This is a genomic window from Spiroplasma helicoides (assembly GCF_001715535.1).
GTDB classification, from domain to species: domain Bacteria; phylum Bacillota_I; class Bacilli_A; order Mycoplasmatales; family Mycoplasmataceae; genus Spiroplasma_A; species Spiroplasma_A helicoides.
The window spans coordinates 1,100,665-1,119,984 of the sequence record NZ_CP017015.1 but is presented as its reverse complement, the minus strand read 5'-3'; the positions used below and the strand labels follow the sequence as shown (position 1 = coordinate 1,119,984).

The window sequence follows — 19,320 nt, the reverse complement described above, 5'->3', positions numbered from 1 at the left end:
ATCTAAAAATAGCAATTATCAAGAGGGGAACTTAACAAATGCCAATTATAGTTATAAATGTCTTATTATTTTTTTAACTTTCTTTTCAGTTATTGCCATTATTGTTATGTATTTTCATGTAAAAAAAATAAGAAACTGAATTATTTATAATCAAGCAACTAATGATTTAAATAATTTTTGAAATGATTATTTTGTAAGATCAAGTCATTTAAATAATGTTACTCAGTTTTCAATTGATGAAAAAAAGTATAATTTACAAAATATTGATCTTATAACTACATGCTATAAGTCAGTTATAAATTATTTAAAAATTAGCAATATTATTTCACCAAAAATCAATGGTTCAAATGAAACAAATAAGTATTTAAGATGCTTGAAATGTAACGAGAATGTTGATATAAATGAGTTGTTTAGATGAGCTCTTCAAGGTACTTATGAAACAACAATAATTACTTACACAAACAATAATAAAAGTGGTGAATACTTAATAGTAGTTGAAAAATGTAGCGATGAATGTGAAGGTTAATAAACTTTAAAAATTTTCATATACAAACTAATTATATTTTAATAATAGTATTAGGAAACAAAAAACAATGAAACATAAATTTAGATTTAAAAACGCATATTTAGGATACTGTTTTTTGATATACAGTTTTGTTTGCTGTTCTTCTTTTACAATTGTAAACATTATATTAAATATTAAAGATTTATTCAACGGACGAGATTTAAAAATATTAACTGGGGACATTATTGTTTATATAATTTTAGTAGTTACAGGTATTTTATTAATTACAACTTATAAAAACAAACAAAAAAACAAAAATTTTATTTTGACTGGAATAATATGTATTTTGATTTGTAACTTTTTATCTGGTATTTTATTTTTAATTGTAAAAAAAGATAAGATGACAGAGAATGAAAAACATACCTCAGTTAATCAAGAAGATTTTAATAGATTTTGAAAAGAATACACAAGACAAGCTGAAAATGAAGCGCATGAAGAAAATAATAATTTTGGTGTAAAATCTACAATAGAAAATCAAAACAATTTTAGTCAGATGCATAATTCAAATAGTAATTTTGTCACAGAAGAAAAAGCTATGAATAAAAATCAAGAACAAACTGATTTTAAAGTAAAAGATGAATTAAGTAAACAAAGACTAAAAATGCAAATATTTAATGAGTGTAAGGAACTCATTTCAAGTTTAGATGTTAATAGTAAAACTATTATTGCAGGTATTTTAGTCCAAAATTATAAAATACTTAAAGAAATTTATTCTGATGATGAAGAAATGTCAATAGATTTTGCTCAAACTTTATATATATTTTTAAATAAAAAACTTTGTTTTGAAAGAATGACTAAACCAGGGGTTGAACCAGGGTACATAGTTACATTAACAGCTGAAAATTTAGAGCAGAATTTTTTAGATTTAGGCACCATAAAGAAAGCAAATTATGACATGTTGTACTTAATAATTAGTAAATATTTTCGCTAATTGTTTTCATTTATAATATATATATATATATATATATATATATTATAAATGTATTTAGAAAGGTAAAATAATGAGTTACATAAAAACATGAGATAAAATTAGAAAATCTAAGGAGTTTATAACAGAAAAGCTTTATGAAGCTACATTAAATAATAATAGAATTTATAAAATAAATAGTGAAGAGGAAAGGTTTTTTGTAAAAACATGAGAAGTTTTATTAATAGATATTGACAAAAAAGTGTTAAATAATATAATAAATAACACCGAGGATTTGATTGAGTATTTTATGAATTTTTGTAAATATTTATATGCAAATTACAAAAATGAACAAAATGATAAAACAAAAATTTTAAAAGAGCATATTTTTTATGTTATTGAGTGACTACAAACTAACTTTTAATATTAAAAAGGAGAAAAAGTAATGAATTTTTTAGATACTTGAAAAGAAATATTTTTTTCTGAAGAATTTTTAGGTCCTCAGTTTTATAAAGCTTCATTGACCAGAACAACAAATATCGATTTGATAGAGCCTGGGGATGAATATTTTGTAAAGTCATGAGAGGCTATCATTAGAGATATAAACGATAGAGTAGATTGAGAAGTTATTGAGTCAACTGAGGATTTGATTAATTTCTTATATACCAATAAAAATTCTGTAAATCAGATAGTTGGTCTAATTCACAAACAAGCTGCAAATAAAATAACAAAACACATCGATAATGTTATAAAATGGTTAAAAGAAAAATATTAAGATAAGTTTTTTATAAACTTATCTTAAGAAAGGAAGCAATAATGTCTTGAATAGATTGATTAGCATTAGGAGCTACAGGATTATATTTTGGATTTAAAGCCAAAGAAAAAGTTGATAAAATAAAAGCTTTCGATAAAGCTTTTGCTGAGTTTATTGATCGTATGAGTAAAGAAACCAGAGACATAATAGATTTAAGATTTTTTATCCATAAAAAATCACTTATGGAAAATTATACTAAAGAAGATGAATGTTATGTAGATTTTTTAAAGAGCTATTTTATATTTTTTTATGAAAATTATTATGTAATTAAAGAATCACATAAAGGAATTATGAGTAATGAGTATATAATAGAAAATGTGCAGAATATAGTCAACGTTATGCTAAATTTGGGTTGTGTTAAAAGAGAAACATATGATTTATTTTGCTTAATAGAGAAATTTTATATTTCTAAATAAAATTATAAGTTTTTTAAGTTTATATACAAAAAAACTCTAAAATTATTTTAGAGTTTTTTTGTTATTTGAATATTAACTAAAATTAGTAATACATTCTAATCACATTTGAATTATAGTGAAGACCTTTTTGATTATCTATTAATATTGAATAATCAATTCAACCATAATCATATGCATAACTACCAGTGTTGCAAAAAACTAGTTTTCATTTATTTTCTCTATATTGAAAAGTAACAAAGTCTGAAAAATAAGAGGCATCCAGTTTACTGCCATTATTTTGTGTGTATCCTGAAGCAATACCGTGAGCTGAAATTTTATAGTCATGTGAAACTATATCATAATAATTATCAATATCTAATAGGTTATATTCTTTATCATTTATCATGTTTAACCTTTTACTAGATTCGCTATAATTTACATTGCTAATATTTATGTTTGTAATATTCTTTGCTGTTTCTTTAACAGGATCATTATGAAAAATTGCATATCCAATTCCTAATGTAACTACAAATAACATAAAATAACTTGACACTAATCAAATAATTTCTTTTTTCATATGTTTTTTCTCCCAATAAAAATATATCACATTTATAAATGGAGTGTGAACGACTATAAAGAAAAAAATAAAAAAGATAATGAATTTTGATAAATTGTAGATATGAGTAAAAATATTTTTAAGTTTCTACAAATTAATTATTTAACAAGATAACTACTTACATATACAATAATAAATTTAATATTTTATTTAGAATTATCCAAAAAAGGGATAAGTAATTTTATAATTAATATCAAATTGTTTTATATAGGTATAAGAAACCTAAAGGTAAATACAGCCTTATTTAAAGTTGTATTAAAAATTTTTAAAATTTTCCAAAAATAAAAGAGTCTAAAGGTAAATTAAACAATAAAAAAAACAGCTTTAATAACATGGATTTAGCTGCTTTTATACAAATTTAAATTTTATTTATTTACACTCAATATTTTGTAATTTGAATATTTTGTATCAACATCTTGTTTTTCTGTTAACATGTAACTTATGTCGTATGAGTGTATTGCATTGAAGTATGCCATTTGTAAGTTTATTATAAATGGATGATTTATTTCTTTTGCAATTTCAGACAATAAACTTTGAGCTACTTTTATATAATTTTCTTGTATATCATTAACTTGATTTTCTAACTCAAGTTTTTCTTTTTTTAATAACTCTAACTTATTTAAAAGATCTAGATTTTGAACTTCAGAAAGTTTTATATATTTATCATTTATAACTTTTAATTTTGACAAATTATTTTTTTCTTGACATCTTCTAGCTTTTTTTATTAGTAAATCGATTCTGCTATCATTTTTCTCTTTTTTAGTTTTTATGCTAACTTCAACTTTTTGATATGCACACATCAATTTATCTAATTCTTTAATTTTTTTTAAGTTTTCAGAATTTAATAAATTTTTAACCTTATTTAATTTATCATTTAGTATTGTTCTACTTTCTTTTGTGTTGATAGATTTCCAGTTAGCATATATTTTAACAAGTAATTTATTAACCTTTTTAGTTTCACTTGTTTCACTATTTCTTTCTTTATAAAATAAAATAGTTAATAACATTGAAGCACCAATTGTTATAAATCATGACAATACATATAATCCAACTTGTAGTCATCCACCTTCAACAACTCTTAGCACCGCAAAGATACCTCCGGCCGAAACAGTATAACTTGTTGCTGGTGTAATACCAATAAACAATCCACCAATACCAGCTCCAATACATCCCATTAAGAAAGGTCTAAATTTTGGTAATGTAGAACCGTATAATATAGGCTCAGTTATTCCAAACCAAGTCGCAGGTAATGCCGCTAAAATAGCTTTTTTAGAATTTGAATTTTTAGTTCTAAGTAGCATTCCTAATCCTGCACCCATTTGTGCAAACACAGTTAGGGTGAAACAAAGTCCAAGTACTGAGGGTTGATTATTTGCAATACCCAAATTTATAAAACCATTTATTGCAGTGTGTAATCCGGTTATTACTAAGAATTGTCAAGCAAATGAGAAAATTGCTGCACCAAACCCATAAGGAATATTTCCTATTCAAGTCATTGCATAATAAATACCTGATTCTATAATTCCTAAAATTGGACCCATTACAAATATTACTGGCAATACAGTTAGTAAGTAGGCAAGTAGTGGTCTAAAAATTATATCAACAGTAGCAGGCATTCACATTTTTATCCATTTATCTAAATAAATATATAAAATTCCTGCAAACACCATTGGTATTATTGATGTAGCATATGATTGAACTTTTATGCTAACATCTCCGATTTTAAATAATTCTCAACTCAATCCACCAGTAAGATATGGATTCATAAGTGTTATTCCAATAAATAATGCAATGTAAATATTACCTTTAAAATAATTAACGGTTGATATCACAAATGCTACACCTAAAAATGCAAGACCTATATTTGCAATTATAAATACTATTGCTGATCCTAAATCATAATCAGTAATTAATTTGGATATGTCTCCAGGTTTCATACTAATGCTCACTTTTTGTATAGCCTTTGTTTGTTCTAGTACAGCCTGAAGTGCTTTAAGCAACCCGGCGGTAATCATGATGGGTAGTACTGGAATTATAACTCCTGAAATAAAACCTAAAACTTTTTGTTTTAAACTAGTTTTTTTGACACTTTTGTCAGAGATTTTTTTAGTTAATTTATTAGTAAAATTTTGAAAAGCTTCTCTAACTTTGTATGCATCTCCACCAATAATTATTTGTAACTCTTCACCACTTCAATTGATTCCTTTTACAAGGCTTAAATTTTTTATTTCTTTTTCATCAATTAAAGACTTATCTTTGACAATTAGTCTAAATCTAGTCATACAGTTGAAGGACTTTTTAACATTTAAGTAAGAACCTACTGATTTTTCAATAACTTCTGCAGCTTCTTCAAATTTATTTTTAACATTTAGACTAGATAAGATATCTTTTTTCTTTTCTGAAATATTTAGAATCAGCTCTGCTATTTTTTCTCCTTTTTTAACATTACCTTTTTTTACAAAATTTATTTTATAATCATCATTTTCAATTTCAAACACAAGAGGGGTATTTAAATCAACATTTTTAGAAGTTAAAAATTCTCTATCTATTTCTACTATGTTTGTTTCTTTGTTGACTTTTTCCTTAACATTATGAATGACATTAAAGCCAGCTCCATTTAATTTAACTGTATCCAACCCAATATGCATAAGAACAATTATTCCATCAGAGTTTTTAAAGTGAAAAGCATGCTTAGTTTCAAAAACGTTTTCTAATCAACCTTCATCTAAAGGAGAGCTAAAAGTATTGTTACTAGGTTTTAAATAAAAACCATCACCAAGCATTTTTTCACTAAAGACTCCATCTTTCATATTTATAATTTCGTCCACAGATCCATCACAAGGTGAAAATATATCTACTTTTTTATCCATACTGCTCCTTTCTAAACTTTAGTTATAAAGTGTTTGAATAAACCTTTATACTCAACTTTTTCATTAACTAATTTATATGTGTTTTCTGATTCATTTAATTTGAAACAGGCTTTTTCCACTTTTGGTTTACCATATACTTTGAACTCTATTTCGTTATTTTCTATATCGCTAAATTTATAATTCCCAACTTTAAAAATAGGTAAAACTGAGTTTTGTTTAACAAAAACATTTATTTTGTCTAATGGTGTTTCAATTCAGTATGATTTATTACCTTCATATTTTTTATTTTGATCAAAGAAGTCAACTCACTCACCTTTAGGGAAGTAAACTTGTCTTTTATAAGTATTATTTGTTAGTATTGGTGCTACCATAATTGATTCACCAATCATATATTGATCATCAATTTTTGATGCTATAAAGTCATCTTGAAACTCCATTATTAGCGGTCTCATAATTGGTAAACCTTTTTCAATAGCTTCATTTTCACAAACCTTGTAATAAGGCAAAAGCTGTTTTTTAATTTCTGCATATTTTCTAGAAATGTTTAATTCATTTTCTCCAAAATATCATGGTTCTCTTGGTCCAATTCCATGATATCTAGAAAAAGGTGTAAACATACCAAGTTGAGTTCATCTTATGTATAAATCTTTTTCAGTTTTGTGCGATGGTTGAAATCCACCAATATCTGTCCCTCACATAACATTACCACTTAGAGATAATGATAAACCTGCTAATAAATGAAGTTTTAGTTCACTAAATGATTGAACAGCATCTCCAGATCACTTACCAACAAATTTTTGTGTTCCTATAAATGCAGGTCTAGATAGTACAAATCCTTTATCTGAACCAAAATATTCCTGTGTTGCTTCATAAGTTGACTTTAAGTATAGGTAAGCATAATATTGTTTAAATTCATTTCCTTTGCAACCATTGTACATAATAGCTTCTTCCGGTAAACCATCACCATAATCTGTTTTTATAAAATCAACACCGTTTTCTAATAGATATTTAACTTTATCTTTGTATCATTGATAAGCTGAGGGATTTGTAAAGTCAACCAAACCTGCACCCTCAATATGTTTATCAATACCAGATCAAGGATGAGCAAATTTTTCCTCTTTTTTACAAGAATTAACTAGTAAATTATTTTTTAATAAGTACTGAGCATTTTCAGAATTATCAACTTGGATGTATGGGTTAATTCAAAAACACATTTTTATTTTATGTTGATGCACTTCGTTTAAAAGTTCTTTAAACGGTCCAAAAGCTTCATCATTAAAATCAAAGTTACAAGTTTTGGTGTATCTGTTTTTTATTCATTTAGGGTCCAAAGTTATTACATCTAACGGATAATTATGTTTTTCTGCATTTTCTATTTCTGTAAATAACTCTTTTTTATTGTGATAATATAAACGATTCAATCAAATCCCATAAGCCTCATCTGGGACTCCTGTTATTCTTCCGGTTAATGAAGTATAGTTAGAAACAACATCTTTGACATTTTCTCCAAAAAATATAAATAAGTCCAAATGTTCTTCATCCACCATTATAGAAATTGAGTCTGAAACAGGGGAACCAATTTCAAAAGTTGTTTTATGCCCTGAATTTACTAATATACCATAATTTTTATTAGATAAAATAAATGGGATACCTCCATATGCTAGATTGTGGTTGCAAGTGCTAGAAGGGTCGACATTGAAAACATTTGTCTCAATTCCATTTTTTACTAGGGGTTTATATTTTTCACCTAAACCATAAATTAATTCATCATTTTTTAATTCAAATGATATAAAAGGTTTTTTGACATCATTTTCGATTTGTTTAAAGCCAATAGGGGGGCTTATATATCCCTCTAGAAAATCATATCCTTTTCTTAAACTGTTTTCTAAAATAACCTCATCTTTATCATTTAAGATAATAAAACTCATTGTTTTTTTATTTACTTTTAAGGTTTTTTTATCTTTTAAAGATATAGAGTATATATCCCCGTCTAAACTAAAGTCTAAATCTTTTTTTGTGATTTTATTATATAAGTTATCAGCATATCTATTTTCAGCTCATTGTTTTTGTGTATAACGAACATTAATTGTACCTGAAACGTCTTCTGTTACAATAATATAAGCTTTTTGATAACTTGTTAAAGTTGTTTCTAATCAAATTGAATTATCTGTTTTCCAACAATCGCTTATTGCTGTTGCGACATGATAACTACTATCAATTGTGAATATTTTTTCTTTTTCAGAAATTTGAAACTTAATCATATTTTTATTTAAATTACTTTTTATCATAAATCCTCCTTAATACTTCAATTATATTTATAGGTAAAACAAAAAATTACTTGTTATAACAAGTAATTTAAAGATTTTGTATAAAATTATGTTCAAAAAATAATGGGTTATATTTTTCTATTGAAAGTTGAATAAACTCAAAATCGGTATTTTGTATAATACTATATTTAATTGGTATGAAACCATTTGTATCAATTTCTAAAATTTTTTTGTCTAGGGATGTTTCTTTACACATTTTAATGATATTTAACGAACAATCAAATTCATTTTTTGATTTTAGTATATCTAAAGTTGAAATATTTCAACTATCTTTGTTAAGTTCCCCCACAAGCTTTCTATTTATTCAAATAATAGAATAAGAATAAACGAGTCCATTGTTTAAACGTTTTTTTAAAAAAGAATAAAACTCTTTTGGATCTAAGTTAAATTTAATTTTAAAAAAATCATCTAAATCAACTTTTAAGAATTCTACCTCGCTATTTCTCACGCCATCTGTTTTTTTGTTTCAACTAGTTCCTTTGTTTCAAAAAATTTTTTCATTCACAAAATAACCAACAGCTTTTTTGGATTTGATAAAGTTTGCTTTTTCCATTTTTTTTAAAACATTTCTTGCTGTTAGTCTACTTATTTTATATTTTATAACTAATTGATTTTCTGAATAAAATTTATCTCCGTTTTCAAAAATACCATCATATAATTCACCTTCTAAAAGTTTGTATATTTCATTCTCTTTATTCATAAATAAATGCCTCCAATTTTAATAATTATTTTATAGCTATGAATTATTTGTGTACTGTATTATATTTTATTTAACTTTAGTATTGTTTAAATTAAATGAAAAACATTCGTTATTAATTAACTTAAATTATTCGCCTTTAATCATTCCTCATATAAATTGTTTATATAAAACAATTTTTTATAAACAATTTTTTCAAAGTTATTTTGACAATGATGTTTAACATCTGGTCAAGAATATAGTATTGCTCCAAGTTGTGATATATTATCTTGACAAACATAAATGTCTTTTTTTAATATTGAACTTAATACTTTTAATAAAAAAACATTATTAAAAAATCCTCCACTTACAAAAACTTTTACATCATTATTTAAGTCTAACAGTAAATTAGATTGATAAATTATTTTGAATAGTATACCTAAGGACACAGATTCTAAACTTAAATTTTCATTTTTTAATTTTCTTAAATCTTCGTTTTTTTGTTCTAAATAAAACCTTTCTTTATAAATATTAGGGTAGTAAAAATTTTCTTTTTTAATTAACTTAACAGCATTTTCAAAATTATTGTAATTCATTTCTATATTGTTTATTTTTGCATACTCATATAAGTTATTTCCACCATTATTATTTGCATAACCTGTAATTTTTAAAAAATTGGTCAACATTCTAAAATTATCTCGATTATAAATTTGGCTATCTGTGTTTATTCTACATGCACTTGTAGTTCCTATATTTATAGATAATATATCAGAATTTAAAACACATTTAGAATAATAGTGTGCCGCAAAACCATCCACCAAACCCAAAGTAATATTAATAGTTTTATTGTTTCAAATAATTTCAAAAACCTCATTCTCTGTTTTTAAATTTGGAAGTTTGTATAATAAAACATCGTAGCTAAAATTTAAAAAATTTTCTATACACCATTTAGATCAGTATTTTTGTTCAATATCCAAAAGCCCCAAACCTGCCGCCTCTAAATAATCTATACCATCTATATTAAATATTTTTTTTAGCAAATAACTTTTCAATGTATGAATTTTATTAACGAATTTAAAATTAGGGTCATTTTTTATAAAACATAATTTAGCTAAAGGTAAGTGATGACCATATATCATACCTGTAATTTTGTTTAATTGGATAGCATCATTCAAACTTACATTGAGTAGCTCAAAATCCTCATATAGGATATTCATAGGTGCGAATATGATTTGATTATTTTCATTTAACAAAATCAAAGAGTTGTGTGCAGTAGTAAATGTTAAATTTATATTAAAATCACCATAATTTTTAATTACGTTTAATAAGTACATTTCTAATTTTCTTTCTAAATCCCCGATATCAAACACACCAAACTTAATATAAGGTGTTAGAAAATTATTTTCCTCCATCTTTTTTAAACTTTTAGAAAACACAGATATTTTAGTAAAAGTTGTTCCTAAATCTATTGAAACATAAATATTTTTTCTGATATTCATCTTCGAGATATCCTCCACTTATTTAGTCTATTTTTTTGATAATTGAAATAGTTAATAAAGAAATAACATATTGCACTAAAAGATTTCTATAAAAATAATTATTCTTATTATTTTTTTGATTTCATATTAAAAAAGTTTCAAAAAAATTAGCAAAGTTACTTTTTTGCCTTGTAGAAGTAAAGCAATACTTGTAATTAATTTTCATAAAAACTTGTCTAATTATTTCTATTATCTTGTTATTTCCAGTTCCTGATATAAAAGTTAACAAAATATCTTCATTTTTAAAATTGCTTTTAACAATATTTACAAGGTGAATTGGGTTTTCAATATATATTACATTTATATTTATTGACAATAAAAAATCAACAAACGATCGTATAATACAGCTAATATCTCTACTAGAAACTATGTAAACATTTTCAGCTAAAAATAATTTTTGTGTAATATCATTTATTAAATCGATGTAGTTATTTAATTCTTTTAATTCATCTATTAATAAATTGCTATTTGACATATCTGGACTTTTGTTTATAAATGTAGATTCCCCATTTAATGAAAACTCCTTTTTTTGCATCTTCAATAATGTGACTAATTCATTGTAACCATTTAAACCATACCTATTACAAAACCTTGTAATAGTAGACTGAGATACATGACAGCAATCGGCTAAATCTTTAATCTTTAAAAACTTGCTAAATCTAAAGTTATCACAAATTATTGTGGCAATTGATTTATCAACTTCATTTTCACTGTTAATAGATACATCTAATAATTTCTTATGTAAATTCATTCATTCATTTCCTATACTTATATGATACCTCTATTCATTTTTAAAAACAAATTTATGAATGAGTTTCCTATTTTTGCATTTGTATTCATTTGATCCATATAAAATTGTTTATATATTTTAAATATATAAAATTTGAATAGGAGGAAATGAATATGAAGAAAATTATTATTTACTCACCATGTGATGGAAATATACAAGAAATCGAAAAACTAAATGATGGTGTATTTTCTACAAAAGCCTTAGGTGATGGTTTTTACATAGAACCTAAAACCTTTGATATAAAAAGTATTTTTGAAAAATCTGTAATAACACAAATTTTTCATACAAAACATGCTTTTTATATTAAATCTGATGAAGGACCAATAGCGTTAATTCATATGGGACTGAATACAGTAAAATTAGATGGAAAACCTTTTTCGTTTATGGTTGGGGAAAATGAAAGTGTTGATATTAATAAATCAATTGTAAAAATAAATGTTATTGACAATGAAAATATTGACTTTGTTACGCCAATTGTATTTGATAGTACTGAAAACAAAGATTACAAATTTGTCATAGAAAAAACAGGTGAGGTTAAGCAAGGGGAGCAAATTGGCTATATGTATTTTGATGTTGAAGAAGTAGTCAATTATGAAAAACAAATTGTATCTAATAAAAATCAATTTGAAAACATTGCTTTAGAAATTAACAAATATGTTGGTACAAGTAATAACTACAATAATTTTTATAATTGTATGACTAGATTGAGAATGGATATAGTTGATAAAAGTTTAGTTGATCTTGAAGCTATAAAAAAAGTTAATAAAGTCAAAGGAGTTATTTGAAATGGACAAGAGTTACAAATAATTTTTGGTGGAGTTGTTGTAAAAGTTAAAGATGAGTTAAGCAAAATTCAATCTTCTAAAACAGAAAAAAGTTTTGGTAAAAACAAAAAAAATTTTAAAGAAATTGTTTTTGGGTTTATATCTGGTGTAATGGTTCCAGTAATTCCTGTATTGATGGCAGCTGGATTGATGACTGCGATTAGAGCTATATTAATACAAAGTAATGTAATTGAAGATGTTAAATTATCTTATGGAAGTAATCCAAAGTACTTAACAGATTATAGTATTGCATCGGGAGTCGTTTATATACTTTGTCAAACTGGTTTATCAATAGTTGGTATTTATTTTTGTTATTCAACCATTGTATATTTAAAAGGTAATGGTGTAATGGGAATATTTATTGGATTAACTTTATCTTCTCACTTCTTATTTAACGGAATGAGTTGAGAGTTATTTACTATAGGTACATTTAGTGTTAAATTACAAGCTTATAATTCATCAGTCTTACCCATGATTATTGCGGGCTTTATTTATTTTTACTTAGATAAGTGAGTAAAAAACTGAATGCCAGCTGCTGTTGATATTGTATTCAGACATTTACTAGTTTACGCTGTAACTGTTTTGGCGATATTCTTTGTAATGGGACCTATATTTGGTTTAATCGAAATAGGTGTATATAAAATAATAGAGTATTTTGGTTATATTCCTTATGGAATAGGTACTGCACTACTAGGTTTTTTATGACAAATATTAGTATTAACAGGAGTACACACAGTAATTGGAAATATTGTTATATTAGCAACTAATGCAACAGGGAACGATTCAGGACTTTACTTAACAATGGCATTTGCTGTTATGGGTCAAGTTGGTGCTGCTATTGGGGTTGCAATAAGATCAAAAAATAATAAAGTTAGAAACTTAGCTATTTCATCAATACCTGCAGGTTTATTTGGAATTACAGAGCCAATAATTTATAGTGTAAATTTACCTAAAGGTAAACCTTTTATATACGGTTGTATAGGAGGTGCTGTTGGTGGACTAATAAGAGGGTTTTTTAGTCTAAATGCTAGTGCTGTTGGTGGTGCTGGTTTATTAAGGGTAACTGCTGTTATTGACTCAGGATGATTAAGCGCTGTGGAGTATTTGATAATATGTTTCATCTCAATTGCAGCTTCTATGATTTTGGTTATATTATTTTATGAAGAAAGAATAAATGAAAAAAAAGAAACTTTTTCACTTATTAGAAAACTACAAAGCTTGTTTAAATCTACAAAAAAAGATTATAAAAATGATTTAATAAGTTTAAAATCAAATTTAGAAAAAGTTTTAAGTAAAGAGAACCTTACTAGAATAAAAAGTTTCGAAAGTGTGTATATAAAATCTCTCAATATGGAGCAAAATCAAGAACTAATTCATAAAAAAATAAACTTACTAGAAGAAAAAAGAATAGTTATGATAAAAAAAATAAAAGAGAAAGTAAAAATAGAAAAAATAAATATAGTTATACAAAAATATAAAAACAAATTAGAAGATTTAACAAAAGCATTACAATTAAATAAATCAACAATCAAAGAAAGTAGAAAATGATTAGAGTCATTGCAAGATCAATATATGCTTTTAATTGAGGACTTTATAAAATCTGTAAATAATTTAGATATAAGCATATTTAAAAATAACTTTTACAATGTTATTCACTCATTTGATATTTCTTATGAATTATCTGCAAAACAAGATGTTACTTATAACTATAAAGTGAAAAGAGGTTTAATAAAAAATGAAAAAAAACAACTTTCAATTTAAAGAAGATTTCTTAATAGGTTCAGCGATTGCGGCTTGCCAGGTCGAAGGTTCATGAAAAGAGTATGGTAAAGGTGAGACAATTGCAGATTGAAAAACATTTAATCCAAATCTAGACAGAAAAAATTTTAAAACAGAAGATGAAATGGAGTTAACAAAAGAAAAACTAAATTATAATGTTCAAAATGAAAGTAACTTAATTTTTCCAAATAGAACTGCCATAGAGTTTTTTGAAAATTTTGAGCAAGATGTTCAACAAATGAAAGATACAGGAATAAAGTCTTTAAGATTTTCTATATCATGAGCTAGAATATATCCTGATTGTGATCAAGAAAAACCTAATCAAGAGGGAATAATTTTTTATAAAAAGCTATTTGAGCTTTTAAAATCAAAAAATATAGTACCAATTGTAACTTTATCTCATTTTGACTATCCAATAGATGTTATTAATAAATACGGTGGGTTTGACAATAAAAAAGTTATGGATGTCTTTTTTAAGTATGCGAAAACATGTATTAATGAATTTAAAAGTTATTGTAAGTATTGGATACCTTTTAATGAAATAAATTGTACAATTATCAGTCCTACAACAGGTGCTGGAATTATTTTGGGAGAAAATGAAATAGAGCTAAAAAAACAAAAAAGTTACAAAGCACTACATAATCAGTTTGTAACTAATTGTCTTATCAAACAATATATAGTTGAACAAAATTTGGATTTACAAATTGGCGGGATGATTGCCAGTAGACAGTCTTATCCTATAAGTTGCCATCCAGAAGATGTATGAATTGATACAATTGCCTCTCAAAAAAATTTGTATTTTTATTTAGATGTAATGACAAGAGGTTATTATCCAAACTACATTAAAAACTTCTTCAAAGAAAATCTAATAGATATTAATGCTGAACACAAAGAGTTGGAACTTCTCCAAAAATATAATATTGATTTTATAGGATTTAGTTACTATAAATCTATGACAAATGGTCGTAATGTCGAAACAACAGGAGGAAATTTAACTGTTGGTGGAAAAAATCCTTTTCTCGAATCTACAGAGTGAGGTTGGCAAATCGATCCTATTGGTTTACGAATTTTAATGAATGATTTATGGGATAGATATCAAAAACCCCTATATATTGCGGAAAATGGAATTGGAATGGACGAACATTTTGATATAGAAAAAAAAGATTTTAATGATTACTATAGAATCGACTATTTAAAAGGACATATAAAAAACATGATTTTGGCAATGAATGATGGTGTAGAGTGTATTGGTTATTCAGTTTGAACTGCGATTGATGTAATATCTATGTCAACAAGAGAAATGACAAAAAGATACGGATTAATATACATTGATCAAGATGATTATGGCCAAGGTAGTCATAAAAGATATTTAAAAGAATCTGGAAAATGATTCAAAAAACTAGTCGACTCAAAAGGCGCTATTTGTTTTGAATAAATATTCAATAAAAAAATTTATTGATATTTTTTAGAATTATTGTAAAAATTAAGTTTTTAAAAGGCTAAATAATATATCTTAAGTTTACTAGTGAACTTAAGATATATTATTTTTTTTAAATAGAAAAAATGAAGCTAAGTAGACCAGTTGTATATATAAATGGTTTTTATATTAGAAAGGAAAACATGAAAAGAAGTTGAAATAATGAGTAAAAAATTAAATAAAGTATTTATATCTAAAGATTTAAAAACAAAGGAAAAAGAAAATAAAGTTTTAAAAGAAAAAATTAGAATTTTAGAAAAACAATTAAAGTTTAAAAAAGAAGAAAAGCTATTAGCAATGGCAAGTAAAGAAATTTTGGAAAAGTCCATATCTTCTTGCACAGCAACTATAATGTTGAACGTGTTTAAGATGAGCCAGAAAGACAAGATAATGATAATGGCGACAAAAACTTATAAACATTATGCATGCTGTCAAATATATTATTTTATTGCAAAGCACGGATTAGGAACTAATAGATTAATTAGTTATTTTAAAATTCATAAAAATACATTTTCTAAGTTTAAACTTAAAAATAATTTAGAAAACCCAATAATTATATTTAAAAATTGCATAGATTTTAGTGATTTACCACGTTTTAATAGTCCTAGATATACAATGGCTAAAAAAAATAATAATAGAATATAATCTAAAAAATTAAAGTTTAGCAAGCGACGCAAATTTAATAAGTAAGTGAATTTATGTAAATAAAGGGGTAAAAGTATCTGAAAAAATGATTAGAAAAATTAGAGTGGATAATCCATGAATATTAAATAATTCAAGTAGAAAAAAAACATAGTGTTATGAAATTAGAATTAAAAAAACATAATATTTATGTTAGAGAAGACTTGGTGGAAATTAATTATATTAAACAAAATATAATGGGTATTGATATAACTAACCTTAAGATATTTTTAGATAATAGAAAAAACAGAAGTAAAATCAGTATTAATTCATTAGTAACTGATTTTCGAAAATGAAATAAAAAGATAATTCATTCTGATAGAGATTCTGCATTTGCTAATAAGGTTATTTTTAACTATGCAAAACAAAATGATTTTATAGTTCATTTAATGTCTAAAAAAGTTTTTAAACATAATGCTTCAACTGAAACTCTAAATTGATGAATCAAACAAAAATTTTATAAATTTTCTGGTAATAAATTTGAAAATAAAGAAAGTTTTTATAATTTATAAAAAGATAAAAATAAAATAATTAGATTTGTTTACAATATTAATTTATTCATTATAATAAAAAATAAGTAGTTAATAGTTTATTGTTTTATTTGCTACTTACAAAATTAAATAGATATTGAGAAATGTAAAGAGTTTATCAATGAAAGAAAGGTAAAAAATATGAAAAAATTAATTGGATGGTTGATGGCAACTTCGGTTGTAGCACCTTCTGTTTTTAGTGTTGTATCTTGTGGTTCTTTAGATAAAGATCCAGAAAACACAATAACTATGACACAAAGAAGTTATCCAAGTTATTGGGTAACTGCAAAAACAATAGATTTAGCAGATTTAGGTATATTAGCGGATACAAACGCTACACCATTATCTGTCGATGAATACGGAAGAGTATTCGGAGACTTATTTTTAATGAGTAATCCAAATTATTCTGCAAGCAATCCATATGTGGGAGAACATAATGATAATTTTGATACTTGAACTTACAAATTAAGAGACGATGCTTCTTGAAGTGATTACAAAGGAAATAAAGTGGATGATTTAAAGTCTGAGGACTTCGTTAATACTGCAAGGTATGTTTTAAACCCAATGAATGCCTCAACTATCGTCTCGGTTTGAAAAAGTTTTATTCAAGGAGCTGCGGAATTGAATGCTGAAGCAATAGCAAAATCAAAAGATGCAGATTATGATTTTGATAAAATTTTTGATAAATATTATAAAAATACCGATGAAAGCTCACGCTTAGGAATTAAAGTTAACGGTAGTCAAGTTCAATTTAAACTTGTTAAACCAGCAAATTATTTTGAAACTTTATTAACATTTGGTACTTTTGCACCAATACATGCAAATGCATTAGTTGATCCATCAGTAGATGTTGACTACACAAAAGGTTATTATTCAGGACAATTTGTACCAACAAGTTTTGTTAAAGATAGTGTATTAATTTTAGATAAAAATCAAAATTATTATTACAAAGATAAATCAAATATTAATAGAATTAAAGAATTATTATCTTCTGGAGGAGCTTCTAGGTCTAGAGAATTATACGATGCCGGTACAGCTAATGAAGTAAATATTGACCCCAATGATGCAACAGGATGATCAAAATATGTTGGCGATGCAGCAAACCCTTTAGACACACCAGGTTTAGTTAAATATACAACTTCAAGGGATGATTCAGCATCTTGAATGTTATTCTTTAATTATTTAAACAGTGATTATCAAAGTACTGATGCAGCCAAAAAAAGCAGGGCAACAGCAGCTTCAAGATTATTACAGTATGCAAGTGTTAGAAGGTTCATACAAGCTGGTTTCGACAGAACTAAATGAGCAACTTATTATTCAAGTCCTTATGATGTAGATAAATCTGTCTCATCACAACTTAGAAATACATTTGTTCCTCAAAACTTTTTAAGTTATGAAGGTAGAGATTATTTGGGATATGTAGCTGATGCAATTAACAAAAGCAGCGCTAAACCAACAAAAGCAGTAACTGTTGATGACTTAAAAGATGGAGTTGATTACTTAAGAAATAGTGTTTTTGGGTCAGCAAAAGAAGGGTCTCCTGAATTTAACTCAAAAGTAGGCGAGATGATTAAAGGGATCAATGATATAATTCAAAAAGACAAGTTCTTAAATCATAATAAAGGTAGTGATGGTAAAATTCACTTAGTTTCTGCTGAAGATCCAACTGCCACAACCACTCAAGGTAAATATAGATCGGAAATGATTGAAGACTTTAATGCAATACAAAATAACCCTATAAAAATTGATTTGGTTAGACCAAATGACTACAATGGATATAGTGAAATTTATAATACAGGAGGTTCAGATTTAATGTTTTCATCATGAAGTCCTGGTTATGAAGACCCAATGACATATTCTAACAGTTTAAAACTAGATGGAGAATATTCACTCTACTTTAGATTGGATCAATTATTTGGGTTTGAATCATATGAAAAATTAAGTCAAAATGGGAAAGCTACTGCTAAGGATGCTTTTGATAGTTTGAAAAAAGCAAATAGTAGTAAATATGATGAATTGATAGTACAGGACGAAAAAGGTATTTCCCCTTTATTTGAATCAAGATATAACTATAGTGTCTCAGTAAATGATATAGACAAATCAATTGGAGTAGATATAGATAAAAGATATTCATCTTTTGCGAAACAAGAAGTTCAAACATTATATGAAGATGCTTTTGTTGTTCCATTTATGAGAAGAAGTCCAACTGCAACATTTACAATAAGTCATATGAAACCATTTGCTTTACCTAGAGTAACTTATGGATTAAGCTCATATAAATATATAAATGTAAATTATGACACAGAATTACTTTCAAAGGATCAAATTGAAGAGCTACGCGCAAAATATTTAAAAGCACTTGATGAAATAAAAAAAGATCCAACAAGTAATAGAGATGCTGATTTTTGAAAATAAAGCTTTAAAATAGTATTTTAAAAATACTATTTTTTTATTTTAAGTTTTCAAAAGTTGTATTTTAAAATTAAATATGTTAATATGAATTAGTCAAAGATGAATGAGGTTTTTTTATG

At 25.4% G+C, this 19,320-nt stretch carries 16 protein-coding genes; 10 read left to right on the top strand and 6 right to left on the bottom strand.

Going from position 1 to position 19,320, the window contains the following annotated elements:
* The first annotated feature begins 106 nt into the window (after positions 1 to 106).
* The 5 genes from SHELI_RS05030 to SHELI_RS05010 all read left to right on the top strand — a co-directional run bounded on the left by SHELI_RS05030 (position 107) and on the right by SHELI_RS05010 (position 2,702).
* The gene (locus SHELI_RS05030) at positions 107 to 526 is read left to right on the top strand and encodes a hypothetical protein (RefSeq protein WP_069117256.1); all 420 of its coding nucleotides are present in this window, start codon (positions 107 to 109) and stop codon (positions 524 to 526) included.
* Between the two features lie 67 nt (positions 527 to 593).
* Positions 594 to 1,496 carry a hypothetical protein gene (locus SHELI_RS05025; protein ID WP_069117254.1) on the top strand — a complete coding sequence of 301 codons (903 nt, stop codon included), beginning with the start codon at positions 594 to 596 and terminating at the stop codon, positions 1,494 to 1,496.
* A 70-nt stretch (positions 1,497 to 1,566) separates the two neighbouring features.
* On the top strand, positions 1,567 to 1,896 hold the full coding sequence (locus SHELI_RS05020; protein WP_069117252.1) for a hypothetical protein: 330 nt from the start codon (positions 1,567 to 1,569) through the stop codon (positions 1,894 to 1,896).
* Between the two features lie 21 nt (positions 1,897 to 1,917).
* Positions 1,918 to 2,247, top strand: a complete 330-nt coding sequence (locus SHELI_RS05015; RefSeq protein WP_069117248.1) for a hypothetical protein — start codon at positions 1,918 to 1,920, stop codon at positions 2,245 to 2,247.
* A gap of 41 nt (positions 2,248 to 2,288) precedes the next feature.
* Complete coding sequence (locus SHELI_RS05010; RefSeq protein WP_069117246.1) at positions 2,289 to 2,702, top strand: hypothetical protein; 414 nt, start codon at positions 2,289 to 2,291, stop codon at positions 2,700 to 2,702.
* Between the two features lie 82 nt (positions 2,703 to 2,784).
* On the opposite strand, the gene SHELI_RS05005 is transcribed toward SHELI_RS05010, so the two are convergent.
* From SHELI_RS05005 to SHELI_RS04980, 6 genes are all read right to left on the bottom strand, one after another.
* Positions 2,785 to 3,258 (bottom strand): hypothetical protein, encoded by a 474-nt coding sequence (locus SHELI_RS05005; RefSeq protein ID WP_069117244.1) that lies wholly within the window; start codon positions 3,256 to 3,258, stop codon positions 2,785 to 2,787.
* A 404-nt stretch (positions 3,259 to 3,662) separates the two neighbouring features.
* Entirely contained in the window at positions 3,663 to 6,167 is a 2,505-nt protein-coding gene (locus SHELI_RS05000) for a glucose PTS transporter subunit IIA (RefSeq protein WP_069117242.1), read from the bottom strand.
* Between the two features lie 11 nt (positions 6,168 to 6,178).
* The gene (locus SHELI_RS04995) at positions 6,179 to 8,455 is read right to left on the bottom strand and encodes a glycoside hydrolase family 31 protein (RefSeq protein ID WP_069117240.1); all 2,277 of its coding nucleotides are present in this window, start codon (positions 8,453 to 8,455) and stop codon (positions 6,179 to 6,181) included.
* A 67-nt stretch (positions 8,456 to 8,522) separates the two neighbouring features.
* Positions 8,523 to 9,194: a GntR family transcriptional regulator gene (locus tag SHELI_RS04990; protein WP_069117236.1), complete on the bottom strand. Its 672-nt coding sequence runs from the start codon at positions 9,192 to 9,194 to the stop codon at positions 8,523 to 8,525.
* A gap of 116 nt (positions 9,195 to 9,310) precedes the next feature.
* Positions 9,311 to 10,669, bottom strand: coding sequence for an FGGY family carbohydrate kinase (locus SHELI_RS04985; RefSeq protein WP_069117235.1), 1,359 nt, complete (start codon positions 10,667 to 10,669; stop codon positions 9,311 to 9,313).
* A gap of 22 nt (positions 10,670 to 10,691) precedes the next feature.
* On the bottom strand, positions 10,692 to 11,459 hold the full coding sequence (locus SHELI_RS04980; protein WP_069117234.1) for a MurR/RpiR family transcriptional regulator: 768 nt from the start codon (positions 11,457 to 11,459) through the stop codon (positions 10,692 to 10,694).
* 152 nt (positions 11,460 to 11,611) lie between these two features.
* Between SHELI_RS04980 and SHELI_RS04975 the strand changes: the two genes are divergently transcribed.
* From SHELI_RS04975 to SHELI_RS04955, 5 genes are all read left to right on the top strand, one after another.
* Positions 11,612 to 14,083: a PTS glucose transporter subunit IIA gene (locus tag SHELI_RS04975; protein WP_069117232.1), complete on the top strand. Its 2,472-nt coding sequence runs from the start codon at positions 11,612 to 11,614 to the stop codon at positions 14,081 to 14,083.
* A complete protein-coding gene (locus tag SHELI_RS04970; RefSeq protein ID WP_069117230.1) occupies positions 14,058 to 15,536 on the top strand; it encodes a glycoside hydrolase family 1 protein in 1,479 nt (492 codons plus the stop codon). Before SHELI_RS04975 ends, SHELI_RS04970 begins: the two co-directional genes overlap by 26 nt.
* 204 nt (positions 15,537 to 15,740) lie before the next feature.
* Entirely contained in the window at positions 15,741 to 16,223 is a 483-nt protein-coding gene (locus tag SHELI_RS04965; RefSeq protein ID WP_157087597.1) for a hypothetical protein, read from the top strand.
* A 155-nt stretch (positions 16,224 to 16,378) separates the two neighbouring features.
* Positions 16,379 to 16,771, top strand: coding sequence for a hypothetical protein (locus SHELI_RS04960; RefSeq protein ID WP_069117226.1), 393 nt, complete (start codon positions 16,379 to 16,381; stop codon positions 16,769 to 16,771).
* Positions 16,772 to 16,930: 159 nt separating this feature from the next.
* Entirely contained in the window at positions 16,931 to 19,204 is a 2,274-nt protein-coding gene (locus tag SHELI_RS04955) for an ABC transporter substrate-binding protein (protein ID WP_069117224.1), read from the top strand.
* Positions 19,205 to 19,320 lie beyond the last annotated feature (116 nt).